Below are 25,292 nucleotides of genomic sequence, written 5' to 3'. Positions count from 1 at the left end.
GGGGTTCACCCCGGGCGGCGGCGCCACCAGGCGACCAGCCGCCACCCCAGCAGCAGCGCCAGCACCGAGGCATAGAGGATCGGCTGCGACAGGTCGTTCTTGCCGGCCTTGTGCCACCAGTAATGCAACACCGCCAGCAGGCCGATGAGATAGATGGCGCGATGCAATTGCTGCCAGCGCCTGCCCAGCTTGCGCATGGCCCACTGGGTGGAGGTGGCCGCCAGCGCCGCCATCAGCACGAAAGCGGCGAAGCCCACCGTGATGAAGGGCCGCTCGCCAATATCCTGCAGCATGGCGACGGGATCGAGACCACGGTCCCACCAGACCCAGGCCATGAAGTGCATGGCGCCATAGAAGAAGGCGAACAGGCCGCACATGCGGCGCACGCGCACCAGCGCCGGCTGCCCGGTCAAGCGCCGCAAGGGCGTGATCGCCAGCGTCACGAGCAGGCACACCAGCGTCCAGGTGCCCGACGAACGGGTCAGGAATTCAACCGGGTTGGCGGTCAGGCCGTTGGAAAAACCCAGCCAGATCCAGCGCGCGAACGGCGCCAGGCCCAACAGGAATAGCCAGGGCTTGGCGCGCCCCACGGCCCGCGCCGACCATTGCGGCTTGCGCGCCGCGGCCGCGCCGGCGCCATCGGCCACCGGCGGCTTCAATAGTTGGCCTTCAGGTCCATGCCCTGGTAGAGCGACGCGACCTGCTCGGCATAACCGTTGAACATCAAGGTCTTGCGCTTGGGCGTGAACAGGCCGTCCTCGCCGATGCGGCGCTCGGTGGCCTGGCTCCAGCGCGGATGCGGCACGGTCGGGTTGACGTTGGCATAGAAGCCGTATTCCTGCGGCGCGGCCTTGATCCACGACGATACCGGCTGCTTTTCCACCAAACGGATCTTGACCAGCGACTTGCCCGACTTGAAGCCGTATTTCCAGGGCACGGCCAGCCGCAGCGGCGCGCCGTTCTGGTTGGGCAGCATCTTGCCGTAGACGCCGAACACCAGCATGGCCAGCGGATGCATGGCCTCGTCGATGCGCAGCCCTTCGACGTAGGGCCAGTCGAGGATGGCGGCGCGCACGCCCGGCATGTTCTCGCGCTGCACGGCCGTCACGAATTCCACGTACTTGGCATTGCCGGTGGGCTCGACCTGCTTGAGCAGCGCCGACAGCGAATAGCCGACCCAGGGAATCACCATGGACCACCCCTCGACGCAGCGCAGCCGGTAGACGCGTTCTTCCATCGGCGCGAGCTTGAGCAGTTCGTCGATATCGAAGGTGCGCGGCTTGCCGACCTCGCCCTCGACGCTGACCGTCCAGGGCCGGGTCTGCAGCTTGCCGGCGTTGGCCGCGGGCTCGCCCTTGTCGACCCCGAATTCATAGTAGTTGTTGTATGACGTGATATCAGCGAAGGACGTCTGCTTGTCCATGACGCTGAACGCCGCATTGGGCTGGCCCGCCAGGACGCCGGCACCGGCGCCCTGGGCGAAGGCGCTGCGCGTCGCCCACCCCGGCAACCCCAACCCCGCCGCCGTCACGCCGGCGCGCAGGATCAGGTCGCGGCGCGACCGCCAGACCGCTTCGGTCGTGATCTCGGAAGGAACGATGTCATCGGGCTTGCGTATCAACATGGGAATCTCCTGGGGGCCGGCGCGGCGAGTCGCGTCGCTGCCGCCCCGCTCAAACCGTGGACGTTTCGCGACCCCATGATATTCCGCCGGCGTAGCCGGCGGCGATCGGTAATAGACCGCCCCGCTCTCCCGGCGTTCCCGTCGGGACGGGACGCCTGCGGCCGTCAGGCAGCGGCCGTCAGGGTTCGGCTGAGCAGCCAGTCGCGCACCAGCGGCACGCTCTCCAGCACCGCTTGCGGGCCACAACCCTCAAGTTCCTTCAGGGTGTGTGCGCCGTAGGTCACGCCCAGGCCGTGCACGCCGGCATTGGTGGCCATCTGCATGTCGTGGGAGGTGTCGCCCACCATCACCACGCGGGCCGGATCGACGTCCAGCTCGCTCATCAACTCGTGCAGCATGGCCGGATGCGGCTTGCTGAAGGTTTCGTCAGCCGTGCGGGTGGCGTCGAACATGGGACCCAGGCCGGTCGCGGCCAGGGCGCGCGTCAGGCCCACGCGGCTCTTGCCGGTGGCCACGGCCAGGCGCACGTCGCGCTCGGCCAGCGCCTTCAACAGCTCGGGAATGCCGTCGAAAAGGCGCAATTCAGGATCGCGCAGCAGGTAGTGGGTGCGGTAGCGCTCGAGAAAGCGCGGCAGCATCGCCTGCGTCAGCTGCGGCACGGCGCGGCGCAGCGCGCTTTCCAGCGAGAGCCCGATCACCCAGCTGGCGTCGGAGGCCGACGGCACCGGCAGCTCCAGGTCGCGGCAGGCGCCCTGGATGGCGGCCACGATGCTGTGCGTGGAATCCATCAGGGTTCCGTCCCAGTCAAAAACGACCAGCGAATACGACATATCAGACCGACTCCAGTTGTTTCAGTATTTTCCGGCAGGCGGGCGGCAGTTCGGCCGTCAGCGTCATCGGCTCGCCCGTCAGCGGATGGTTCAGCGTCAATTGGTGGGCATGCAGGAACATGCGGCCAAAACCCATGCGCGAGAACTCGGCGCGAACCTCGTCATGGCCGTACTTGTCGTCGCCGACGATGGGAAAGCCGCTGGCCGCCAGATGCACGCGGATCTGGTGGGTGCGCCCGGTGCGCAGCTCGGCGTCCACCAGACTGTAGCGGCCGAAGCGCTGCTTGAGCGTGATGATGGTGTGGGCGGTCTGTCCGTCGGGATCGACCTTGACGCGGCGCTCGCCCGACTGGGTGGTCCACTTGGACAGCGACAGCTTGATGTGCTGGCGGTCATTGACCCAGTCGCCCTCGACCAGCGCGTAATAGTGCTTGTCGCTGCGCCCCTCGCGCAGCATGGCGTGCAGGGCCAGCAGCGCGCTGCGCTTCTTGGCGACCATGAGCAGGCCGGAGGTTTCGCGGTCGAGCCGGTGCACCAGCTCCAGGAACTTGGCCTCGGGGCGGGCGGCGCGCAGTTGCTCGATGACGCCAAAGGACACGCCGCTGCCGCCGTGGACCGCCACACCGGCGGGCTTGTCCACCACCAGCATCGCGTCGTCCTCGAACACCACCGGAAATTCGGCCGCCGGCACCGGTTTGGGCTTGCCCGGGTCGGGCAGCCGCAGCGGCGGAATACGGACCATATCGCCTTCCGCGACCCGATAGTCCACCGAGATGCGTCCCTTGTTTACCCGGACCTCGCCGCCGCGGATGGCCTTGTAGATGTGGGTTTTGGGGACGCCCTTGCACAGGCGCATCAGGTAATTATCCAGGCGCTGGCCGGCATGCTCGGCGCCCACTTCCACCATGCGGACGGAGGGGGTGGCCATAGGGGAGGAAGTTTCTTTGCGCATTGCGGAAAGCGACATATAATCGGGACAGCCTTAAGGGGCTGAATCAGCCGCTGGCGTAGAGATGCAACTCAAGTACGCAACTCCGTCGAGCGCGTGGGCCGCCATTGTACTGCCTGCTCATTCAACCCCTGGGTCATTTGGTCGCCGGCGCAACCGCGCCCTGCCGGATAGTGGTGTGGCATTCATTTTGCCCGCTGTCCCAGCAGGTCCGTTGCCTGCCGCAAGCGGCTTGAAGCACTGCAAGAATCGTCGCATATTTAAAGCACCAGCTGCGCGTCGGCAACCAATCCGGCCGCAACTGCCGTTCACAGCACATTTCCGTCAAACCACATTCAGTGAAGCTGACCCTCCTGCTGAAAGAACCCCGTGCCCCACGGCACGACGTGCCCGCCTGACCCGCGGCGGATACGCCTGGGCGCCGCCCAGGTACGGTCCGCATCTTCTTGCCCGCTTCAGCCGCAGCCCGAGTGGCCCGAGGTCACGCGCCGATATCGGCGCGTCATGACAACGGAGAAACCCTCTCATGAAGCGCATGCTGTTCAATGCGACGCACCAGGAAGAATTACGCGTCGCTATCGTCGATGGGCAAAAACTCATCGACCTCGACATCGAGACTGCCGGCCGCGAACAACGCAAAGGCAACATCTACAAAGGTGTCATCACCCGGATCGAACCCGGCCTTGAAGCCTGCTTCGTCAACTACGGCGAAGACCGCCATGGCTTTCTTCCCTTCAAGGAAGTGGCCCGCAGCTTCTTCAAGGAAGGCGTCGACGTCCGCACCGCCCGCATCCAGGACGCCCTGCGCGAAGGCCAGGAACTGATCGTCCAGGTCGAAAAGGAAGAGCGCGGCAACAAGGGCGCCGCCCTGACCACGTTCATCTCGCTGGCCGGCCGCTACCTGGTCCTGATGCCCAACAACCCCCGTGGCGGTGGCGTTTCGCGCCGCGTCGAGGGCGAGGACCGCCAGGAACTGCGCGACACGATGGAGCAGCTCGAGCTGCCCCAGGGCATGAGCATCATCGCCCGCACCGCCGGCATCGGCCGCAACGTCGAAGAACTGCAATGGGACTTGTCGTACCTGTTGCAGCTCTGGACCGCCATCGACGGCGCCGCGCGCGACAACTCCGCGCCCATCCTGATCTACCTGGAATCCAGCCTGGTCATCCGCGCCATCCGCGATTACTTCTCGCCCGAGATCGGCGAGATCCTGATCGACACGGACGAGATCGCCGACCAGGCCACCGCGTTCATGAGCGTGGTGATGCCGGACAACGTCCAGCGCGTGAAGCGCTACCGCGACGACATCCCGCTGTTCTCGCGCTTCCAGATCGAACACCAGATCGAAACGGCCTACTCGCGCACGGTGCAGCTGCCCTCGGGCGGCGCCATCGTCATCGACCACACCGAAGCGCTGGTGTCCGTGGACGTCAACTCGGCCCGCTCGACCCGCGGCGCCGACATCGAGGAAACCGCCCTGCGGACCAACTCGGAAGCCGCTGACGAAGTGGCCCGCCAGCTGCGCTTGCGCGACCTGGGCGGCCTGATCGTCATCGACTTCATCGACATGGAAGACAGCAAGAACCAGCGCGCCGTCGAACAGCGCCTGCGTGACGCCCTCCATTTCGACCGCGCCCGCGTCCAGATGGGCAAGATCTCGCGCTTCGGCCTGATGGAACTGTCGCGCCAGCGCCTGCGTCCGGCCCTGAACGAAGGCTCGCACATCACCTGCCCGCGCTGCAACGGCACCGGCGTGATCCGCGACGCCGAATCCAGCGCCCTGCACGTCCTGCGCCTGCTGCAGGAAGAAGCCATGAAGGAAAACACCGCGGCGGTCCACGCCCAGGTGCCGGTCGACGTGGCAACTTACCTGCTGAACGAAAAGCGCGCCGACATCACCAAGATGGAAGCCCGCCTGAAGGTCAACCTGGTGCTGATCCCCAACAAGCACCTGGAAACGCCGCACCACCACATCGAGCGCCTGCGCCACGACGATCCGCGCCTGGAGGAAGTGAAGACCAGCTTCGAACTGGTCGAGGCGCCGGCCACGGACGCTCCGTGGCAGCCGCGCGAAAGCGAAATCAAGGCGCGCCCCGAAGCGCTGGTCAAGGGCATCACGCCCTCGCAGCCGGCGCCCGTGTCGACCCCCGCCCCGGCGCCCGCTCCCGCGGCCGCCCCGGTGCAATCGGGCGGCGGCCTGCTCAAGCGCCTGTTCGGCTGGCTGACCGGCAATTCCGAGCCCGCCAAGACCGCGCCCGCCGCTGCCCAGGAAGAGACCAGCGCCAAGCGCGCCGCCTCGCCGGCACGTGGCAAGGGCCGTGGCGCCCATGACGGCCAGGAACGCCGCGGCGAACGCCATGGTTCCGACCGCAATCGCAACCGTCGCGGTGAATCGCGCACGGAAGGCGCCGAGGGCGGCGAAGGCGGCCGTCATCACATCCGTGGCAACCGCCGGCCCGAAGGCGAGCGCGGCGAACGCCAGGAACGCGGCGAGCGCAACAATCGCAACGAGCGTGGCGAACGCGACCAGGCAGTGCAGGCCGCACAGGCCTCGAGCCGTCCCGATGTCGCGCCGGAAGCCGCTGGCGACGACGCCGGCGCCGGCCGCAACCGCCGCCGTGGCCGCGGCCGCAACCGCCGCGAGGAAGGCCAGGCCGATACGCCGATGAGCGAACAGGAAAGCATGGTCGCCGCGCTGGCCCAGTCGGTCGCGACCGCCCTGCCTGAAGCCAAGCAGCCTGCCGATGCCCAGGCCGAACCGGCGGAAGCCGTCGAACTGGCCGCCGAGGGCGTGCCCGCCGCCGAAGGCGCCGAAGCCGGCGCCGATCCGGAACGCAAGCGTCGCCGCCGCCGCAGCCGTCGTGGCCGCCGCAGCGCGGACGAGGCCGGCGTGGCTGGCAGCGACGAGCAGCTGGAAGACGGCGCCGAAGACGACGCCGGCGAACAGGCCGAGAACCTGGCCGCCTCCGCGCCGGCAGCAGCCGCTCCGGTGGCAGTGGCAGCCCCCGCGGCCGACGTCCCCGCGACGCCGGTTCAGGCTCCCGCGCAACAAGCCGAAGCCGTCCAGGCTGAAGCCGCGCCGGCGCCGGTCCAGGCCGAACAGACGCCCGCCGCCGCGATCGAGCCGCAGGCCGAGCAGCCCACCCAGACTGCCGCGCCCGAGGCGACCGCTCCGGTGGCCGTCGAGCCCGCCAGCCAGGTTTCCGAGCCGGCCGCGCCCGTCGCGGCGCCGGTGCAAGCCGCTGTGGTGGAACCGGTGGTCGAACCCGTCGTGACGACGGCGCCCGCCGCGCCGGCCGAACCCGAAGCCGCTGCGGCCCCGGTGGTCACGCCCGCCCCGGCCGCCGCGCCGGCGCAGGCCGCGCCCACCAGCGCCCAGCCCATCGTGGTGCCGGCGACGGCGCCCTCGGCCAAGGCCCAGGCCCTGCATGAAGTGGTCAACGCCGCTGGCCTGCAGTGGGTGGAAACCGATCCCGAACGCCACGCGCAGACGCAACTGCGCATCGCCGCGGCGCACACGCCGGTCCGCCTGGGCCGCGAGCGCAAGCCGGTGGCGCCGGTCTCGAACGAACCCCTGGTTCAGGTCGAAACCCGCCACTGAGGCAATCCGCAAGCAAAAGCCCCCATCGAATGATGGGGGCTTTTTTTATTGCCTGTCGCTTGCCGCGCAAGCGTCTGGCACGGCCTGGCGAGGCCGAAAAAAAACCCTCGTTACCGAGGGCTTTTCATCACGCCGGATCGCGCAGCGATCAGAACTGGTACGTGTAGGTCAGCTGCACCGTATCCAGGCCCGGGTTCGGGCGCTTGATGCTGGCGTTGGAAAAGTGCGAATAGCGCAGGCCGATGCGGTTGTTCGGCGTCAGCAGGAAGCCCAGGCCGACGTGGTCGCCGAACTGGAAGGCGGTGCTGATGTTCTCGTTGGCGAAGCGGGTGCGCGAGAACACGGTGGCACCGATACCGGCTTCGAGGTAGAAGCGCTCGCCAGTCCACCAGCGGAACATCGGGATGGCGTTCAGCTGCCACACGCTGCTGGGCGAACGGTCGCCATCGGCCCACCAATACGACACGCCCAGTTCAGGCGTGAGATCCAGGCGCCCCCAATTGCCGCCGAACTGGTGGGTCCAGACCGACGGGGTTTCGTAGTTCAGCGTGAAGCGCTGGTAGTGGTCTCCCACGCCGTAGTGCAGGCTTACCCCGCCCTGGGTACCTTCGGACGACTGCGCGCTGGCGATGGTAGCGGCGCCAGCCAGGGCCAAACCGATGAGGCGGACAAGCATTTTCTTCTTCGTCGACTGCATTGGGAGCAACTCCGTATTTTTGTTGGGGCAAAAATCCCGGCATGATTCACGAGATTTTTCATCACTACGCAACATAGCAAAAACCAGACCAGAAGGCTTGCCCTGTGTCGCAATCTGGCAACACAAATCATGGAAAACACTGTTCCGCCCGGAGAACGAAAAATTCCATTTCCGGATCGGCTCGCATGTGGATGAAAAACGCCGCCGGCACGGTCGTGGCGGCGGCGTCTGGGTGCGGGCAGGAGGATCAGGCAGCCGTGACGACGTCGGCCGGCTGGTTGGTCAGCAGCGCGAGCAGGCGCGCGATTTCCTCGCGCAACTGGCGGCGGTCGACCACCATGTCGATGGCGCCCTTCTGCAGCAGGAACTCGGCGCGCTGGAAGCCTTCCGGCAGCTTCTCGCGCACGGTCTGCTCGATCACGCGCGGGCCGGCGAAGCCGATCAGGGCTTTGGGTTCGGCGATGACCACGTCGCCCATGAAGGCGAAGCTGGCGGACACGCCACCCATGGTGGGGTCGGTCAGCACGCTGATGAACGGCAGGCCCGCGGCCGACAGGCGCGTGAGCATGGCGTTGGTCTTGGCCATCTGCATCAGCGACAGCAGGCTTTCCTGCATGCGCGCGCCACCGGAAGCGGCGACACAGATGAAGGGCGTCTTGTTGTCCAGGGCGGCCTGGGCGCCACGCGCGAAGCGCTCGCCGACCACCGACCCCATGGAGCCGCCCATGAACTCGAACTCGAAGCACGCCAGCGTCGCCGGCACGCCGCGGATGGAGCCGCTGACCACCACCAGCGCGTCGGTTTCACCGGTCTGCTTGACGGCTTCGGCCAGGCGCTCGGGGTACTTGCGCGTGTCCTTGAATTTCAGCGTGTCCACCGACCGCGTCGACTGGCCGATCTCGACCCGACCTTCGAGGTCGAGCAGCGAATCGATACGGGCGCGGGCGCCGATGCGCATGTGATGGTCGCACTTGGGGCAGACGTGCAGGTTGGCCGCCAGGTCTTCGCTGTACAGCACCGTTTCACACGACGGGCATTTCACCCACAGGCCTTCGGGCACGCGGCGGGCGCCGCTGTCGCTGGTTTTGTTGATGCGAGGCGGCAGGAGTTTTTCGATCCAGCTCATTGTTTGTTCATCCCGTAAGGAGGTCGCGCCGGGCCGTTCAGGCCGACACGCTCGGTCGTTTCACTTGATCCAGCGCCTGCCGGATGGTGCGCAGCCAGCCGCTGGCGGCGGCGACTGCGGCGTCGGTTTGCTGGGCCGCGGGGACGTTCGCCACCGCCTGCTCCATGGTTTCAATCAGTTTGCTGCCGATGACGACCGCGTCGGCCACGCGCGCCACGCGCTGCGCGCTGTCGGCATCGCGGATGCCGAAGCCCACGCCGACCGGGATATCGCGCACGTGGCGGCGGATCACCGCCACGCGTTCGGCCACGTCATCGGTGTTGAGCGAGCCGGCGCCCGTCACGCCCTTGAGCGAGACATAGTAGACGTAGCCGCGGGCCACCCTGGCCACGGCCTGGATGCGTTCCTCGGTGGAGGTGGGCGCCAGCAGGAAGATCGGGGCGATGCCGTGGCGCCCGAGGGTGCCGGCGAACTCGACGACTTCTTCGGGCGGGTAGTCGACCACCAGGACCCCATCCACGCCGGCGGCCTCGGCACGGCGGGCGAATTCGGCCTGGCCCATGCGTTCGATCGGGTTGGCGTAGCCCATCAGCACGACCGGGGTGGCCGTGTCGCGCTGGCGGAACTCGGCCACCAGGTCGAGCACGCGGCCCAGGCCCATGCCCTGGGCGATGGCGCGCTCGGCGGCGCGCTGGATCACCGGACCGTCGGCCATGGGATCGGAGAACGGCACGCCCAGTTCGATGACGTCGGCGCCGGCCTCGACCAAGGCGTGCATCAGCGGGACGGTGGTGGCGGGCGACGGATCACCGGCGGCGATGTAGGGAATGAGCGCCGCGGCGCGGCCGGATTCGGCGGTGCGCGCGAAGGCGGCGGCAATACGATCGGAGCGTGAAGTCGTCATGTTAGAGCTCGATACCGGCACGTTCGGCGACGGTATGCATGTCCTTGTCGCCACGGCCCGACAGATTGACCAGGATGACGGCGTCGCGCGGCAGCGTGGGGGCCATCTTCACGGCCTGGGCGATGGCATGGGACGACTCCAGCGCCGGCATGATGCCTTCGATGCGGCAGCAATCGTGGAAGGCCTTGAGGGCTTCGTCGTCGGTGATGCCGGCGTACTCGGCGCGGCCGGAGTCCTTGAGCCAGGCGTGCTCGGGGCCGACGCCGGGGTAGTCCAGCCCGGCCGAGACCGAATGCGTTTCCTGGACCTGGCCGTCGGCGTCCTGCATGACGTAGGTGCGGTTGCCGTGCAGCACGCCGACCTGACCGGCAGCCAGCGACGCGGCATGCTTGCCGCTGTCCATGCCTTCGCCGGCGGCCTCGACGCCGATCAGGCGCACGTTTTCGTAGGGAATGTAGGGGTGGAAGATGCCCATGGCGTTGGAGCCGCCGCCGACCGCGGCCACGACGTAGTCGGGCTGGCGGCCGATGGCCTCGGGCATCTGCGTCAGGCATTCATTGCCGATGACGGTCTGGAAATCGCGCACCATGCGGGGATAGGGATCGGGGCCCGCCACCGTGCCGATGATGTAGAAGGTGTTCTCGATGTTGGTGACCCAGTCGCGCATGGCTTCGTTGAGCGCGTCCTTCAGGGTGCGCGAACCGGACGTGACGGGCACCACCGTGGCCCCCAGCAGCTTCATGCGGTAGACGTTGGAGGCCTGGCGGCGCACGTCTTCGCTGCCCATGTAGACCACGCATTCCATGCCGTAGCGGGCGGCCACCGTGGCCGTGGCGACGCCGTGCTGGCCGGCGCCGGTCTCGGCGATGACGCGCGGCTTGCCCATGCGCTTGGCCAGCAGGGCCTGGCCGATGCAGTTGTTGACCTTGTGCGCGCCGGTGTGGTTGAGGTCTTCGCGCTTGAACCAGATCTGGGCGCCGCCCAGTTGTTCGGACCAGCGGCGGGCGTGATAGACGGGGCTGGGACGGCCGACGAAATGCTTGAGTTCGTAGTTGAACTCTTCCAGGAAGGCGGGATCGACACGGTAACGGTCATAGGCGGCACGCAGCTCGTCGAGCGCGTGCATCAGCGTTTCCGCCACGAAAACACCGCCATAAGGGCCGAAATGGCCCTGGGCATCCGGAAAATCGTAAGGTTTCACCAAGCATCTCCCCCGGCATCACGGCCAGCCTCTGCGGCCCGTGAATCCGGTTTGCAACCCGTCATTTTACCTGACGCCGGTCGCGGGCGGGGGCCGCGCCCCCTGCCCCCTCACCGGGCGCCCCGGGGCCGGGCCTGCCCGGCCAGGCGCTTCAGAGCGATTGCCCCATGCGGCGCAGGAAGGTCTCGCAGGCGGCGAGCTGGTCGAGCGCGACGAACTCATTGGGCTTGTGCGCCTGCTCGATGTGGCCGGGGCCGCAGACCACGGTAGGAATGCCGATGCCCTGGAACAGGCCGGCCTCGGTGCCGTAGGCCACTTTGCGGGTGGCGCGGTCTTCGGTCAGGGCGCGCACCAGCTGGGTGATGGCGGCTTCCTCGGAAGCTTCCAGGGCAGGCGCGGCGGCGCCGGTCTCGATCTCGATGCTGGCGCCGTCGAATTCGGCCTTCATGCGCGGCAGGAGCTCATCACGCACGTATTTTTCGACTTCGGCCTGGATCTGGTCGGGTTGCATGCCCGGCAGGTTGCGGAATTCGTAGGTGAATTCGCACAGCTCGGGGATGGTGTTGACCGCGATGCCGCCACGGATCTGGTTGGTGGTCATGGTCGAGAACGGAACATCGTAGAACTGGTCGTACGGGCCGTTGGCCTTGAAGCTGTCGGCCAGGTCGCGGATGCGACAGATCAGGCGGGCGGCGTATTCGATGGCGTTGCAGCCGCGCGGCGTCAGCGACGAGTGCGCCGCCTTGCCGTGCACCTTGCAGCGGAACAGGTTGATGCCCTTGTGCGCCACCACCACCTGCATGCCGGTGGGTTCGCCCACCACGCAGCCTTCGGGACGAATGCCGCGCTCGTGCAGGTCGGCCAGCATGTACGGCGCGCCGGCGCAGCCGACCTCTTCGTCGTACGAGAACGCCAGGTGGATCGGCTTCTTGCGCGGCATGGCCAGGAATTCCGGCACCAGCGCCAGCGAGCCGGCAATGAAACCCTTCATGTCGCAGCTGCCACGGCCGTACAGGAGGCCGTCTTTCTCGACCAGCTTGAACGGGTCCGTGCTCCAGTCCTGGCCGTCCACCGGCACCACGTCGGTGTGGCCCGACAGGACGATGCCGCCCTGCTGGTTGCCGTCCTGGGCCGGCAGGGTGGCGAAGAGGTTGGCCTTGGTGCGCTCGGGGTTGTGCGCCAGCCACGCATCGACGCCCTGGCCCTTGAGCCAGTCACGGACGGTTTCGATGAGGGCAAGATTGGAATTGCGGCTGGTGGTGTCGAAACCGACCAGCGTCTCCAGCCAGGTGCGCGCGTTCATGTAGCAACTCTCTTGGGGAAAAGGGAGAGTGTAAAGCCAGGACGCGTCCGCGTCGCGCGCCCGGGAACGGACCCGGGCCGCGCCTGGGCCTAGAATGACGGCCTTGAAACAGCACAAGCCCCCAAGGAGAAACCGTGCAGCACAAAGCAGTTCCCACGCGCAATATCGTGGCGGCAGTCATCGGCAACGCCCTCGAATGGTATGACTTCCTGGTATTCGCGTTCATGACGCCGATCATCTCGAAGCTGTTCTTTCCGACCGATCCCAGCGTTCCCGGCAGCGAACTGAACGCCATTCTGATGACCACGGCGATCTTCGGCGTCGGCTTCTTCATGCGGCCGGTGGGCGGCATCATCCTGGGGCTGTATGGCGACAAGAAGGGCCGCAAGGCGGCCATGGTGCTGGTGACCTCGCTGATGGCGGTGTCCATCGCCCTGATCACCGTGGCGCCCACCTATCACGCGGCCGGCATCCTGGCCCCCATCTTCATCCTGATCGCGCGGCTGCTGCAGGGCTTCTCGGCCGGCGGCGAGTTCGGTACCTCGACCGCCTTGCTGATCGAGATGGCGCCCAACGGCAAGCGCGGCTTCTACGGTTCGTGGCAAATGGCCGGGCAGATGCTGGCGCTGCTGATCGGCGCGGCCTGCGGCACGCTGATCACCGAATTCTTCACGCAGGAGCAGATCGCGGCCTGGGCCTGGCGCCTGCCGTTCGCCTTCGGCCTGGTGATTGTGCCGATCGCCATCTATATCCGCCGCAACATCGACGAAACCGACGCCTTCAAGCAGATGAAGGAAGAGGAGCGCCAGGCCGCCGCGCGCGGCGAAGTGCAGCGCCTGAGCCTGGGTGAGATGGTCCGCACCCACACCCGCGAGACGCTGATCGGCGTGGGCCTGGTGGTGACGGCGACGGTGTCGATCTACATCACCTTCACCTACCTGGTGACCTACTCGACCCAGATCCTCAAGCTGCCGCTGAACCAGACCTTCCTGGTGCAGATGGCAGGCGCCGCGCTGATGGTGCTGCTGACGCCGTTCATGGGCGCCTGGTCCGACCGCGCCGGACGCCGCCCCATCGTGATCGGCTCGCTGATCGGCTACCTGGTGGTGCTGTATCCGCTGTACTACTGGCTGTCGGACGCGCCGTCGATCGGCCGGCTGCTGACCGTGCAGATCGTGGTGTGCTTCTTCGTGTCGGCTTTCTTCGGCGTGTTCAGCACCGTCATGGCGGAACTGTTCCCGGCGCGGGTACGCTCGGTGGGCCTGTCGCTGGCCTATAACGTCGCGGTGATGATCTTTGGCGGTTTTGCCCAGTTCATCGTGACCTGGCTGATCAAGACCACGGGTTCTCCCATGGCGCCGGCCTACTACGTGATGTTCGGCGTGGCGCTGGGGCTGGTGGCGTCGTTCTTCATGCGCGAACGCGCCCACGAGAACCTGGATCACTGATATTCCCGGGCCGCGACGGCCCGGGCGGTCCATTACGGGGCGCCCCTGGCAACGGCCTTGCATGGGCGCCCTCTGCCGAGCCGCCCGCCCCTAGGGCGGCACGTCTTGCGCGTCGCAAGCTAGCGGCGCACCGCCGACGACACGCCCGGCACTTCCGCCAGGGCATCCAGCGCGCGCGCCAGCGATTCGCCGCCGCGCACTTCCACCGTGAACACCATATGGGCCAGCGACTGCCGGCTCTGGGTGTTCACGCCCACCACGTTCAGGCGCAGCCGCGCGAACACTTCGGACAGGTCGCGCAGCAGGCCGGAGCGGTCGTGCGCGCGCACGCTGATGTCGACCGGATAGAACGTGTCCGCAGGGGTCTCGCCCCAGGCCACCTCGATCACGCGCTCGGGCTCGCGCGCGGCCAGCGCCAGATAACTGTGGCAGTCGCTGCGGTGGATCGACACCCCGCGCCCGCGCGTCACGAAACCGGCGATGGCGTCGGGCGGGGCCGGGCGGCAGCAGCGCGCCAGCTGCGTCAGCAGCGAGCCCACGCCCACCACCAGCACCCCGCTCTTGCCGCTTTTCTCGGCGCTGCCGGCGCTGGCGTGGCGCAGTGCGGCCGGCTGCGGCTCGGCGGCGGGCGCCGGCTGCTGGAACACGGCGTCGATCTGGCGCAGGCTGAATTCTTCCTTGGCGGCGGCCACGTACAGGTCGTCGGCGCGGGCGAACCCGAGGTTCTGCGCCAGCTGTTCGAGATTGACCGCGGTCTTGCCCAGCCGTTGCAGTTCCTTTTCGACCAGCGCCTGGCCTTGCGTAATGCGCTGCTGCAGTTCGATGGCGTTGAACCACATGCGCACCTTGGCGCGGGCGCGCGGGCTGGCCAGGAACCCGAGCTGTGGATTGAGCCAGTCGCGCGACGGGCCGCCGGACTTGGCCGAGATGATCTCGACCGTCTGGCCGGTGGCCAGGCGTGTCTGCAGCGGCACCATCTGGCCGTCGACCCGCGCGCCGCGGCAGCGGTGGCCCAGGTCGGTATGCAGGTGATAGGCGAAGTCGACTGGCGTGGCGCCGGCCGGCAGCTCGATCACCCGCGCCTGCGGCGTCAGCACGTAGATGCGCTCGTCCGTGGGAGCCGGCGTGACGGCGGCGTGGCGGCTCTTGCCCGGGCCGGACTTGGCGGCGGCGGGCTTGGCCGCATCGGACTTGTCGGCCGCGGCTCCATCGCCCGCCTCGACGTCCGTGTTCCAGGCCAGCAGTTGGCGCATCCAGGCCAGTTGCCGGTCGTACTCGCTGGAGGCCGCCACCTGCCCGCCCTTGGCGCCGGCTTCCTTGTAGCGCCAGTGCGCGGCCATGCCGTACTCGGCGAACTGGTGCATCTCGCGGGTGCGGATCTGCACCTCGAACGGACGGCCGTCGTCGTCCGCCACCACTGTGTGCAGCGAACGGTAGCCGTTCGGCTTGGGCCGCGAGATGTAGTCGTCGAATTCGTCGGACAGCGGCGTCCACATCTCGTGCACCATGCCCAGCGCCATGTAACAGGCGCGCACGTCGTCGACGATGATGCGCAGCGCGCGCAGGTCGTACATCTGCGAGAAATCCAGGCGCTTGACCCGCATCTTGTTCCAGATGCTGTAGATGTGCTTGGGCCGGCCGCTGACCTCGGCTTCGATGCCATGTTTGGCCAGCGCCGTCTGCAGGCGTTCGATGGCGCCGGCGATGAAGGCTTCGCGCTCGACCCGCTTTTCCTCGAGCAGGCGGGCGATCTGCTTGTAGCGGTCGGGCTCCAGGAAGCGAAACGCCAGGTCTTCCATTTCCCACTTGATCTGCCAGATGCCCAGGCGGTTGGCCAGCGGCGCGTACAGGTCCAGGGTTTCGCGGGCGAAGGCGGTCGAACAGGGCGTCTTGCTTTCGGCGTGCCAGCGCAGAGTGCGCAGGCGCGAGGCCAGGCGCATCAGCACGATGCGCAGATCGGCCGCCATGGCCAGCAGCATCTTGCGCTGCATTTCCTTCTGCGAGCCGGTTTCCGCTTCGGCGTCGCTGGCCTGGCGCGCGACCACGCCCAGCCGCAACAGGGCCCGGGTGCCCTGCACCAGGCGGGCGACCTCGGCGCCGAAGGCGGTGGCGACAGGGTCGTTGCGCAGCGCGGGAGCCGGCGCGGTCAGGTCGGTCGGCAAGGCGGCCAGCAGGGCCGCGGCGCGCGTGGCGGCGTCGGTGTGCAGGCCGGCCAGGATCCGCACCACGCTGGCGCCGTGCGAGGCCAGCGGTTCGCCAGTCAGGGCCTGCTGACCCTCGAAACGGGGAACCGACCAGGCCACCGCCTGGTCGATAAGCGCAAGGCCGTCGGCGTCGAGGCCCGCCCCCGCCTCCTGTCGCCAGGAAGCGTCGAAAGGCGAAGGCGCATCAGGAACGGGCGGGGCGGACATCGCGGGCGTATTGCGGTTACGGTAAACGAAGATTCCGACACTCTACACTAGGAATCAATGCTGAAAACCCCGGCCAACGCCGGGCACATATTCAAGGAACCCAAGCTTATGTTGCGCTGGCTCAAGGGCCGGGGAGCGCGCGCCGCCGAGGTGGCGCAGATGCAGGCCCGGATCGCGCCCGACCTCTGGCGGCAGGTGCTGCAGGCCCACCCCTTCCTGGCGGCGCTGGACGCCGACGAATCCGCGCAGTTGCTGGCGCGCTCGGCCTGGCTGCTGGCCAGCAAGACCATCAATGGCGCCCGCGGCCTGGAGATCACCGACTTCATGCGGCTGTCGATCGCCGCCCAGGCCAGCCTGCCTATCCTGAACCTGACGCCCACGCTGTACGAAGGCTGGGACGAAATCATCGTGTACCCCGCGGGCTTTCGCATCCCGCGCAAGCAGATGGACGAGGACGGCGTGATGCACGAATACCTGGAGGACGCCGCCGGCGAGGCCTGGGAAGGCGGCCCGCTGGTGCTGTCCTGGGAGGACACGCAACTGTCCGAGGGCGGCTTCAACGTGGTGATCCACGAGTTCGCGCACAAGCTCGACCTGCAAGCGGGCTTTGCCGACGGCATGCCGTCGCTGGCGGCGCACGGCGATATCAAGCCGCGCGACTGGCGCCGCGTCCTGGACGACAGCCTGGACCGCTTCATCGCCGCGGTGGACGCGGTGGAGGCCGCGATTCCGCATGACGTGGACCCGGAAAGCGCCGAGGCCGACGCCTGGTACGGCCAGTTGCCGCTGGATCCCTACGCCGCCACCGACGAGGCCGAGTTCTTCGCCGTCAGTTCCGAGCACTTCTTCGTCGATCCCCACCCCATGGCCGAGGCCCTGCCCGAATGGTTCGGCCTGCTGCGGGCCTACTACCGCCAGGACACCCTGGCGCGCTACCCATGAAACGGCTGCTGATCGTGTGGCATTCCCGCACCGGCGCGGCCCGCCAGATGGCCGAGGCCGCCGCCCGCGGCGCGGCCGCGGCGGCGGCGCAGCTGGAACAGCCGGACGACCTGGCGGTGACGCTGCGCCGCGCCGCGGACGCCGGCGTCGACGAGGTGCTGGCCAGCGACGGCTTCCTGTTCTGCGCGCCGGAAAACCTGGCCAGCCTGAGTGGCGAAATGAAGGAGTTCTTCGACCGCTGCTACTACGGCGTGCTCGATCGCATATCCGGCCGGCCCTACGCCTGCCTGGTCAGCGCCGGCAGCGACGGCGCCGGCGCGGCGCGCCAGGTGGAGCGCATCTGCACCGGCTGGCGGCTGCGGGCCGTGGCGCCGGCCCTGATCGTCAACCTGGGCGCCCAGACGCCGGAACAGATCGCCGCCCCCAAGACCGTGGCCCCGGCCGAGCTGGCGCGCTGCGAGCAAGCCGGCGGCCTGCTCGCTGGGCTGCTGCTGACGGCGGGTTGACGCGGGCCAGCCGCCGGTCAGCGCGGGCCGGCCGACCCGGCGCGCGTCGCCAGAGTCGGCAATTCTTCCCGGCGGTCACGGCGCCGTGACGCCACGCGACGGCCTGCGCAAACAAAAAAGCCCTCCGGCCTGCCGGAGGGCTTTTCATCGCGCGGACGCGCCGATCAGGCGACGGCGGCGGTGACGACGATCTCGACCTTGAAGTCGGGATTGGCCAGACGGGCCTCGACGGTGGCGCGCGGAGGCGAGTTGCCGTCGGCGACCCAGGCGTCCCAGGCCTTGTTCATGCCGTCGAATTCCTTCATGTTGGCCACGTAGATCTGGGCCATCAGGATCTTGGTCTTGTCCGTGCCGGCTTCGGCCAGCAGGCGGTCGATGGTGGCGAGCACTTGCTCGGTCTGGCCGGTGATGTCCAGCGTGGAATCGTCCGGCACCTGGCCCGCCAGGTACGCGACGCCGTTGTACACGGCCATGTCCGACAGGCGCTTGGCGACGTGGAAGCGCTTGATGCTGCTCATGAATATTCCCCTAATGACGAGTTGCGGGTTGAACAATGCGAAGAATGGCGAACTTTACCCTGACCGGGTTTCAGGCGGGCGGCAGCTGGAACACCTGGCGCAGATAGGCCAGGTAGGCCGGATCGTCGCACATGGTCTTCTCGGGCGCGTCGGACACCTTGGCCACCGGCTGGCCATTGCAACGCACCATCTTCATGACGATCTGCAGCGGTTCGTGGCCGAGGTCGTTGGTCAGGTTGGTGCCGATGCCGAATGACACCTTGCAGCGGCCGGCGAACTGGCGCGCCAGCTCGATGGCGCGCGGGAAGGTCAGCGAATCCGAGAACACCAGCGTCTTGGCGCGCGGGTCGACGCGGTTCTTGCGGTAGTGCTCGAGCAAGCGTTCGCCCCAGACGAAGGGATCGCCCGAATCGTGCCGCGCGCCGTCGAACAGCTTGCAGAAATACATGTCGAAGTCGCGCAGGAAGGCATCCATGCCATAGACGTCCGATAGCGCGATGCCCAGGTCGCCGCGGTATTCCTTGGCCCACACTTCCAGCGCGAACACCTGCGAATCACGCAGCCGCGGACCGAGCGCCTGGCAGGCCTGCAGGTATTCGTGGCCCATGGTGCCCAGCGGCAGGACTTCGTGCTGCTTGGCCAGCAGCACGTTGCTGGTGCCGGCGAAGTGCGGCCCCATCTGGGCCTTCATGGTCGACACGATCTCTTCATGCCAGACCTTGGAGAAGCGGCGGCGGGTGCCGTATTCGGCCACGCGGAAATCGGCCAGCGCCGGGTCGTCCAGCACCAGGTGCATCTTGGATTGCAGGCGCTTGCGGCCCTCGGCCCAATCCGGGTTCTTGCGCGTGTTGCGGAAGTAGACCTCGTTGACGATGGCCAGCACCGGGATCTCGAACAGGATGGTGTGCAGCCAGGGGCCCTTGACCTCGATGCTGATCTCGCCCGGCCCTTCGCCCTCTTCGATGCTGATGCAACGCTCGGGCAGGTGGAACAATTCGAGGAAATCGACGAAGTCGCTTTTGATGAAACGCAAGCCACCCAGATATTTAAGTTCGTCCTCGGTGAAGCGCAATTGGCACAACTGGTGCACTTCTTCGCGAATTTCGTCCAGGTAGGGGCGCAGGTTGACCCCCGGAGTCCGGCATTTGTAACGGTACTCGACCTGGGCAGCGGGAAACTGATGCAGCACCACCTGCATCATGCTGAATTTATACAGGTCGGTGTCGAGCAGCGAGGTGATTATCATGATTGCGCGTATCGTTTCGCGACACCATAGCATAGCGGGCCCGGCCGAACCCCCATTGCGCCACGATGTCAACAGGGTATTGGCGGCGTATCGGCCCCGCATTGGGTAAAATTGGCGCAACAAGACACAAATGCCGCCAGCCCGGAGCTCCTGAGAATGACCCACGTAGTCACCGAAAACTGTATCAAGTGCAAGTACACCGATTGCGTCGACGTATGCCCGGTGGACTGTTTTCGTGAGGGTCCGAACTTCCTGGTTATCGACCCCGACGAATGCATCGACTGCGCCGTGTGCATCCCCGAATGCCCGGCCAACGCCATCTACGCCGAGGAAGACGTGCCGCAGGACCAGCTCAACTTCATCGCCCTGAACGCCGAACTCTCGCCCGAGTTCGCCAGCATCAGCCGAGCCAAGAAGCCGCTGCCCGACGCCGACGAATGGAACGGCAAGCAGGACAAGCTGCAATACCTGGAAAAATGATCCGCGAGCGCGCGGCCGCCAGCGGCCCGCGCCGCGCGATGCGCCGATGACCGACGATTCCAAATACACGCGCCAGACCGTCACCCACGTCCATACCTGGGTGCCCGACAAACTGTTCTCGGTGCGCGTCACGCGCGACGACGCGTATGCCTTCCAGCCGGGCCAGTTCGCCCGCGTCGGTCTGCCGGGCGCGGACGACCCCGATGGCCTGCCGACGCTGTGGCGCGCCTATTCGATGGTCTCGGCGCCACACCAGCCCTGGCTGGAGTTCTATTCCATCGTGGTGCCCGAGGGCCTGTTCAGCCCGCGCATGGCGCGGCTGCAGCCCGGCGACGCGCTGTATGTCGAGAAAGCGCCCTACGGCTTCCTGACGCTGGAGCGCTTCGCCCCCGGCGGCGACCTCTGGCTGCTGGCCTCCGGCACCGGCCTGTCGGCCTACCTGTCGATCCTGCGCGACCCGGCCGTGTGGCGTGCCTACCGCCGCATCGTCCTGGTGCACGGCGTGCGCACCGCGGCGGAGCTGGCCTACCGCGAGGAAATCGAAGGCTGGCGCAATGACCCGTCCCTGGCGGAGCTGTTCGCGGCCGAGCCGGACAAACTGACCTACCTGCCGATCGCCACTCGCGAGACGCTGCCCGGCATGCCGCAGGCGCGCCTGACCGCCCTGATCGCCGACGGCGGACTGGAACGCCTGGCCGGCCTGCCGCTGGACCCGGAGCAAGCGAAGATCATGCTCTGCGGCAATCCGGACATGCTGGCCGACGCCCGCAAGCTGCTGGGCGAACGCGGCTTCAAGCCGGGCCGCCGCGGCATCCCCGGCAACCTCGCGGTGGAAAACTACTGGTGAGTCTTCGCCCGGTCCGGATCGGCCCCTCCTGGCCCGTCCGGCCTAGGGCGAAAATCCGCCGTTTTACCCTCCAATGCAACACGATTGCGCCCTAAACTGGTGCGCAAGGGATGACGGGTCGCATTTTTGCAACACAAAATCCGGTTTTCGGGCGCTTTCGTCAGACAAATTGGAAATACCGTTACTCCCCGGCGCAATAATCGGGGCACACGCACGACCCAGAAGGACTTCCCCAAATGCTGTACCAATTGCACGAAATGCAGCGCGCCTTCCTGACTCCGTTCGCTGCATTCACGGATGCCGGTTCCCAGCTGTTCTCCAGCCCTTACAGTCCCCTCGCCTACACCCCGATCTCGCGCCAGATGGCCGCGGGATACGAGCTGATGACGCGCATCGGCAAGGAATACCAGAAACCCGCCTGGAACCTGCCCGCCACGGAAATTGCCGGCAAGCCGGTCCGGGTGACGGAATCGGTCGTGCTGGACAAGCCCTTCTGCCGCCTGGTGCATTTCCATCGCGACGTGCGCCAGACCCCGCAGGACGATCCCAAGGTGCTGCTGGTGGCGCCGCTGTCGGGCCATCATGCCACGTTGCTGCGCGATACCGTGCGCGCCTTGCTGCCCGGCCATGACGTCTACGTCACCGACTGGATCGACGCGCGCATGGTGCCGCTGTCGGCCGGCCCGTTCCACCTGAACGATTACGTGCGCTACGTGCAGGACTTCATCCGCCACCTGGGGCCGGACGTGCACGTGATTTCCGTCTGCCAGCCCACCGTGCCGGTGCTGGCCGCCGTGTCGCTGATGGCCTCGGCCAACGATCCCTGCCAACCGCGCAGCATGGTCATGATGGGCGGCCCGATCGATCCGCGCCAGTCGCCCACGCAGGTGAACCGCCTGGCCACCACCAAGCCCTATTCGTGGTTCGAGAACCAGGTCATCCACCCGGTGCCGCCGCGCTACCCGGGGTCGGGCCGCAAGGTCTACCCGGGCTTCCTGCAGCATGCCGGGTTCATGGCCATGAATCCCGACCGCCACATGAAGTCGCACTACGACTTCTACCTGGACCTGCTGCGCGGCGACGACAGCGACGCCGAGGCCCACCGCCGCTTCTACGACGAATACAACGCCGTGCTGGACATGCCGGCCGAGTTCTACCTGGACACCATCCGCATGGTGTTCCAGGAATTCGCGCTGCCCAACGGCACCTGGGAAGTCGACGGCCAGCTGGTGCGCCCGGCCGACATCAAGAAGGTGGCGCTGTTCACCATCGAGGGCGAGCTGGACGACATCTCCGGCCAGGGCCAGACGCGCGCCGCCATCAAGCTGTGCAAGAACATCCCGGCCGACCGCAAGATGCACTACACCGCCCCCAACTGCGGCCACTACGGGATTTTCTCCGGCCGCCGCTGGCGCGAAATGATCTGTCCTAAAATCGCGGAATTCATCCGGCAATCGGCCTGAGGCCTTTCACCGTCCGTCCACGGGGGCCCTCGCGGGCCCCTTTGCTTTTCCCGTTGTCCGCCATGTCCTGTCGCTCACTCGCCGATCGCATCGACGCCCTGCTGCCCCAGACGCAATGCACCAAGTGCGGCTACGACGGCTGCCTGCCGTACGCCGAGGCCATCGCCGCCGGGGCCGCTCCGATCAACCGCTGCCCGCCGGGCGGCGACGAAGGCATCGCCGCCCTGGCGGCGCTGCTGGAGACCCCCGCCCTGCCGCTGGACGCCAGCCGCGGCGAGCCCGGTCCGCTGCTGGTGGCCCGCATCGACGAGGCGCACTGCATCGGCTGTACGCTGTGCATCCAGGCCTGTCCGGTCGACGCCATCGTCGGCGCCAACAAGCACATGCACACCGTGCTGCCCGACTGGTGCACCGGATGCGACCTGTGCGTGGCGCCCTGTCCGGTGGATTGCATCGAGATGGTCCCCGCCGGCCGCGCCTGGAGCGCCGCTGACGCCGCCACCGGCCGCCAGCGCCATCGCCACCACCAGGCGCGCATGGAGCGGCTGGCGGCCGACAACGCCCGCCTGATGGCGCCCGAGCCCGCCGCCGCGCCGGCGCCCGCCGCCCCTTCCGATGACGCGCAAGGCGAAGACCGCAAGCGCGCCGCCATTGAATCCGCGCTGGCCCGTGCCCGCGCCCGCCGCAACGCCCCGCGCCCATGAACGCCGCCAAACGCCGAGAGATCTTCGCCCGCCTGCAAGCCGCCAATCCGCAGCCCACCACCGAACTCGAATACGACACGCCCTTCCAGCTGCTGATCGCGGTGCTGCTGTCGGCGCAGGCCACCGATAAGTCGGTGAACATCGCCACGCGCAAGTTCTTCCCGCGTTACGGCACCCCGCAGGCGCTGCTGGCGCTGGGCGAGGAAGGCCTGTCCGATTACATCAAGACCATCGGCCTGTACCGCACCAAGGCCAAGAACGCCATCGCCACCTGCCGCATCCTGATCGAACAGCATGGCGGCGAAGTGCCGCAGACCCGTGAAGCGCTGGAAGCGCTGCCCGGCGTCGGTCGCAAGACCGCCAACGTGGTGCTGAACACGGCCTTCGGCCAGCCCACCATGGCGGTCGACACGCACATTTTCCGGGTCTCGAACCGCACCGGCCTGGCGCCCGGCAAGAACGTGCTGGAAGTCGAGTTGAAGCTGGAGAAATTCGTGCCGCGCGAGTATCTGCAGGACGCGCATCACTGGCTGATCCTGCACGGCCGTTATGTGTGCGTGGCGCGCAAGCCGAAATGCCCGCAATGCGGCATTTCGGATCTCTGTGAATTCAAAGCCAAAACTCCCGCCTGAGATCCGCGCCGCCCGCGCGGCGGATTCGCGCGGAAAGTTCGTTCGCGCATGGGCAAATCCGGGTTTTTCCCGATGATTGCAACGATGACGGATTGATGACGGTCAATACGGATTTGCTGCAACGCATTGCATGAGGATATAGGGTTTTCGCCCAGTAGCCATGCGAATTGTCCGCTATCCGACAATTCACCTTTCCGCACCGCAAAACCTATGACAAACCCTCATGGAATTTTGATTCGGAGGTGCGCATACTCGCCGGCAACTCTTATAGAAAACCGTGGCATCGCCATGATTTTCCTTACCCCGCGGGGGGCCCTGCGAATAACGCCGGGCAGGGTCCAAATAAATACAACGCCGGTGCAGCGGACATGGACGACACGATCCTGGAGACAAAAGGCCTCACCAAGGAATTCCGCGGTTTTGTCGCGGTCAATGGGGTCGATTTGCGTATCAAGCGAGGCGAGATTCATGCCTTGATCGGGCCGAACGGCGCGGGCAAGACCACATGCTTCAACCTGCTGACCAAGTTTCTCTCTCCCACCTCGGGAACCATCAAGTTCAATGGCATCGACATCACCGGTGAGCGCCCGGCGCAGATCGCGCGGCGCGGGGTGATCCGCTCGTTCCAGATTTCGGCGGTGTTCCCGCACCTGACCGTGCTCGAGAACGTGCGCATCGGCCTGCAGCGCAAGACCGGGCTGTCGTTCCATTTCTGGCAGAGCACCAGGCGCCTGGCCGCGCTGGACGAGCCGGCCCGCGCCCTGCTCGACCAGGTCGACCTCGGCGCCTTCGCCAACGAGACCACGGTGAACCTACCGTACGGCCGCAAGCGCGCGCTCGAGATCGCCACCACGCTGGCGATGGAACCGGAGCTGATGCTGCTGGACGAACCCACGCAGGGCATGGGCCACGAAGACGTGGACCGCGTCACGCAGCTGATCAAGCGCGTCAGCGCCGGCCGCACCATCCTGATGGTGGAACACAACATGAACGTGGTGTCCTCGATCGCCAACACCATCACCGTGCTGGCGCGCGGCGCGGTGCTGGCCGAGGGCAACTACGCCGAAGTGTCCCGCCATCCCGCCGTGATGCAGGCCTACATGGGCACCACCGACGGCGAACTCCAAGGAGCGCACGCATGAGTACCCCGGCACTGGAAATCTCGGGCCTGCAGGCCTGGTACGGGGAATCGCATATCCTGCACGGCGTGGATATGCGCGTGGGGCAAGGCGAGGTCGTCACGCTGCTGGGCCGCAACGGCGCCGGCCGTACCACCACGCTGCGGGCCATCCTGGGCCTGACCGGTTCCCGCAAGGGTTCCGTGCGCATCCACGGCACCGAGGCCATCGACCTGCCGACCTACAAGATCGCCCATCTGGGCGTGGGCTATTGCCCCGAGGAACGCGGCATCTTCGCCAGCCTGTCGTGCGAGGAGAACCTGCTGCTGCCTCCCGTGGTGGGCTCGCTCGGCGGCGGCATGTCGCTGGCCGAAATCTACGACATGTTCCCCAACCTGCAGGAACGCCGGCATTCGCCCGGCACGCGCCTGTCGGGCGGTGAACAACAGATGCTGGCGGTGGCGCGCATCCTGCGCACCGGCGCCAACCTGCTGCTGCTGGACGAGATCTCCGAAGGCCTGGCGCCGGTCATCGTGCAGGCGCTGGCCCGCATGATCACCGCGCTCAAGCAGCGTGGCTACACCATCGTCATGGTGGAACAGAATTTCCGCTTCGCGGCGCCGCTGGCCGATCGCTTCTACGTCATGGAGCACGGCCAGATCGTCGAGCATTTCGAAGCCGCCGAACTTTCAGAAAAACAGGACACGCTCAACGAATTGCTGGGCGTCTGAATAACCTGTCA

At 67.0% G+C, this 25,292-nt stretch carries 23 protein-coding genes; 11 read left to right on the top strand and 12 right to left on the bottom strand.

Features of this window, described 5'->3' with window-relative positions:
* Nucleotides 1-5: 5 nt before the first annotated feature.
* From msrQ to AC6CR5_RS27075, 4 genes are all read right to left on the bottom strand, one after another.
* Entirely contained in the window at nt 6-659 is a 654-nt protein-coding gene (msrQ, locus tag AC6CR5_RS27090) for a protein-methionine-sulfoxide reductase heme-binding subunit MsrQ (protein ID WP_006389279.1), read from the bottom strand.
* Nucleotides 656-1,624 (bottom strand): protein-methionine-sulfoxide reductase catalytic subunit MsrP, encoded by a 969-nt coding sequence (gene msrP / locus AC6CR5_RS27085; protein WP_149894895.1) that lies wholly within the window; start codon nt 1,622-1,624, stop codon nt 656-658. The genes msrQ and msrP overlap by 4 nt, the downstream gene beginning before the upstream one ends.
* 164 nt (nt 1,625-1,788) lie before the next feature.
* Nucleotides 1,789-2,454, bottom strand: a complete 666-nt coding sequence (locus tag AC6CR5_RS27080) for an HAD family hydrolase (protein WP_047992201.1) — start codon at nt 2,452-2,454, stop codon at nt 1,789-1,791.
* Nucleotide 2,455: 1 nt separating this feature from the next.
* On the bottom strand, nt 2,456-3,421 hold the full coding sequence (locus AC6CR5_RS27075) for an RluA family pseudouridine synthase (protein WP_100505113.1): 966 nt from the start codon (nt 3,419-3,421) through the stop codon (nt 2,456-2,458).
* A gap of 508 nt (nt 3,422-3,929) precedes the next feature.
* Here AC6CR5_RS27075 and AC6CR5_RS27070 point away from each other — a divergent pair.
* Complete coding sequence (locus AC6CR5_RS27070; RefSeq protein ID WP_054445393.1) at nt 3,930-7,004, top strand: Rne/Rng family ribonuclease; 3,075 nt, start codon at nt 3,930-3,932, stop codon at nt 7,002-7,004.
* A gap of 148 nt (nt 7,005-7,152) precedes the next feature.
* Here the strand turns inward: AC6CR5_RS27070 and AC6CR5_RS27065 are convergent, their stop codons facing one another.
* The 5 genes from AC6CR5_RS27065 to argE form a co-directional block, all read right to left on the bottom strand.
* Nucleotides 7,153-7,701 carry an acyloxyacyl hydrolase gene (locus AC6CR5_RS27065; protein ID WP_006389273.1) on the bottom strand — a complete coding sequence of 183 codons (549 nt, stop codon included), beginning with the start codon at nt 7,699-7,701 and terminating at the stop codon, nt 7,153-7,155.
* A 247-nt stretch (nt 7,702-7,948) separates the two neighbouring features.
* A complete protein-coding gene (accD, locus tag AC6CR5_RS27060; RefSeq protein WP_006389272.1) occupies nt 7,949-8,827 on the bottom strand; it encodes an acetyl-CoA carboxylase, carboxyltransferase subunit beta in 879 nt (292 codons plus the stop codon).
* 37 nt (nt 8,828-8,864) lie between these two features.
* Nucleotides 8,865-9,731, bottom strand: coding sequence for a tryptophan synthase subunit alpha (gene trpA, locus AC6CR5_RS27055; RefSeq protein WP_006389271.1), 867 nt, complete (start codon nt 9,729-9,731; stop codon nt 8,865-8,867).
* Nucleotide 9,732: 1 nt separating this feature from the next.
* Nucleotides 9,733-10,932, bottom strand: coding sequence for a tryptophan synthase subunit beta (gene trpB, locus AC6CR5_RS27050; protein ID WP_024068098.1), 1,200 nt, complete (start codon nt 10,930-10,932; stop codon nt 9,733-9,735).
* Nucleotides 10,933-11,083: 151 nt separating this feature from the next.
* Entirely contained in the window at nt 11,084-12,235 is a 1,152-nt protein-coding gene (gene argE, locus AC6CR5_RS27045) for an acetylornithine deacetylase (protein ID WP_026382580.1), read from the bottom strand.
* A 134-nt stretch (nt 12,236-12,369) separates the two neighbouring features.
* Between argE and AC6CR5_RS27040 the strand changes: the two genes are divergently transcribed.
* Nucleotides 12,370-13,683, top strand: coding sequence for an MFS transporter (locus tag AC6CR5_RS27040; protein WP_026382581.1), 1,314 nt, complete (start codon nt 12,370-12,372; stop codon nt 13,681-13,683).
* Nucleotides 13,684-13,802: 119 nt separating this feature from the next.
* Here AC6CR5_RS27040 and AC6CR5_RS27035 read toward each other — a convergent pair whose 3' ends face one another.
* Nucleotides 13,803-16,094 (bottom strand): RelA/SpoT family protein, encoded by a 2,292-nt coding sequence (locus AC6CR5_RS27035; protein WP_026382582.1) that lies wholly within the window; start codon nt 16,092-16,094, stop codon nt 13,803-13,805.
* 108 nt (nt 16,095-16,202) lie between these two features.
* On the opposite strand from AC6CR5_RS27035, the gene AC6CR5_RS27030 reads away from it, so the two are divergent.
* Both AC6CR5_RS27030 and AC6CR5_RS27025 read left to right on the top strand, forming a co-directional pair.
* The gene (locus AC6CR5_RS27030) at nt 16,203-17,036 is read left to right on the top strand and encodes a M90 family metallopeptidase (RefSeq protein ID WP_026382583.1); all 834 of its coding nucleotides are present in this window, start codon (nt 16,203-16,205) and stop codon (nt 17,034-17,036) included.
* The gene (locus AC6CR5_RS27025; protein ID WP_026382584.1) at nt 17,033-17,542 is read left to right on the top strand and encodes a flavodoxin family protein; all 510 of its coding nucleotides are present in this window, start codon (nt 17,033-17,035) and stop codon (nt 17,540-17,542) included. Before AC6CR5_RS27030 ends, AC6CR5_RS27025 begins: the two co-directional genes overlap by 4 nt.
* Before the next feature lie 164 nt (nt 17,543-17,706).
* Here AC6CR5_RS27025 and AC6CR5_RS27020 read toward each other — a convergent pair whose 3' ends face one another.
* A complete protein-coding gene (locus AC6CR5_RS27020; protein WP_006389266.1) occupies nt 17,707-18,060 on the bottom strand; it encodes a RidA family protein in 354 nt (117 codons plus the stop codon).
* A gap of 70 nt (nt 18,061-18,130) precedes the next feature.
* The gene (pncB, locus tag AC6CR5_RS27015) at nt 18,131-19,306 is read right to left on the bottom strand and encodes a nicotinate phosphoribosyltransferase (protein ID WP_006389265.1); all 1,176 of its coding nucleotides are present in this window, start codon (nt 19,304-19,306) and stop codon (nt 18,131-18,133) included.
* A gap of 156 nt (nt 19,307-19,462) precedes the next feature.
* Here pncB and fdxA point away from each other — a divergent pair, with 156 nt between their 5' ends.
* The 7 genes from fdxA to AC6CR5_RS26980 all read left to right on the top strand — a co-directional run bounded on the left by fdxA (nt 19,463) and on the right by AC6CR5_RS26980 (nt 25,281).
* On the top strand, nt 19,463-19,786 hold the full coding sequence (fdxA, locus tag AC6CR5_RS27010; RefSeq protein WP_006389264.1) for a ferredoxin FdxA: 324 nt from the start codon (nt 19,463-19,465) through the stop codon (nt 19,784-19,786).
* A gap of 46 nt (nt 19,787-19,832) precedes the next feature.
* Entirely contained in the window at nt 19,833-20,633 is an 801-nt protein-coding gene (locus tag AC6CR5_RS27005) for a ferredoxin--NADP reductase (RefSeq protein ID WP_020924712.1), read from the top strand.
* Between the two features lie 236 nt (nt 20,634-20,869).
* Nucleotides 20,870-22,096 (top strand): polyhydroxyalkanoate depolymerase, encoded by a 1,227-nt coding sequence (locus AC6CR5_RS27000; protein WP_020924714.1) that lies wholly within the window; start codon nt 20,870-20,872, stop codon nt 22,094-22,096.
* A gap of 62 nt (nt 22,097-22,158) precedes the next feature.
* A complete protein-coding gene (gene rsxB / locus AC6CR5_RS26995; protein WP_047992317.1) occupies nt 22,159-22,800 on the top strand; it encodes an electron transport complex subunit RsxB in 642 nt (213 codons plus the stop codon).
* A complete protein-coding gene (gene nth / locus AC6CR5_RS26990; RefSeq protein WP_020924716.1) occupies nt 22,797-23,432 on the top strand; it encodes an endonuclease III in 636 nt (211 codons plus the stop codon). Before rsxB ends, nth begins: the two co-directional genes overlap by 4 nt.
* A 368-nt stretch (nt 23,433-23,800) precedes the next feature.
* On the top strand, nt 23,801-24,574 hold the full coding sequence (locus AC6CR5_RS26985; RefSeq protein ID WP_006389259.1) for an ABC transporter ATP-binding protein: 774 nt from the start codon (nt 23,801-23,803) through the stop codon (nt 24,572-24,574).
* The gene (locus tag AC6CR5_RS26980) at nt 24,571-25,281 is read left to right on the top strand and encodes an ABC transporter ATP-binding protein (RefSeq protein ID WP_006389258.1); all 711 of its coding nucleotides are present in this window, start codon (nt 24,571-24,573) and stop codon (nt 25,279-25,281) included. The genes AC6CR5_RS26985 and AC6CR5_RS26980 overlap by 4 nt, the downstream gene beginning before the upstream one ends.
* Nucleotides 25,282-25,292: the final 11 nt, after the last annotated feature.

Source organism: Achromobacter sp. EG18 (assembly GCF_059759395.1).
This window is presented reverse-complemented; position numbering and strand designations above follow the sequence as displayed.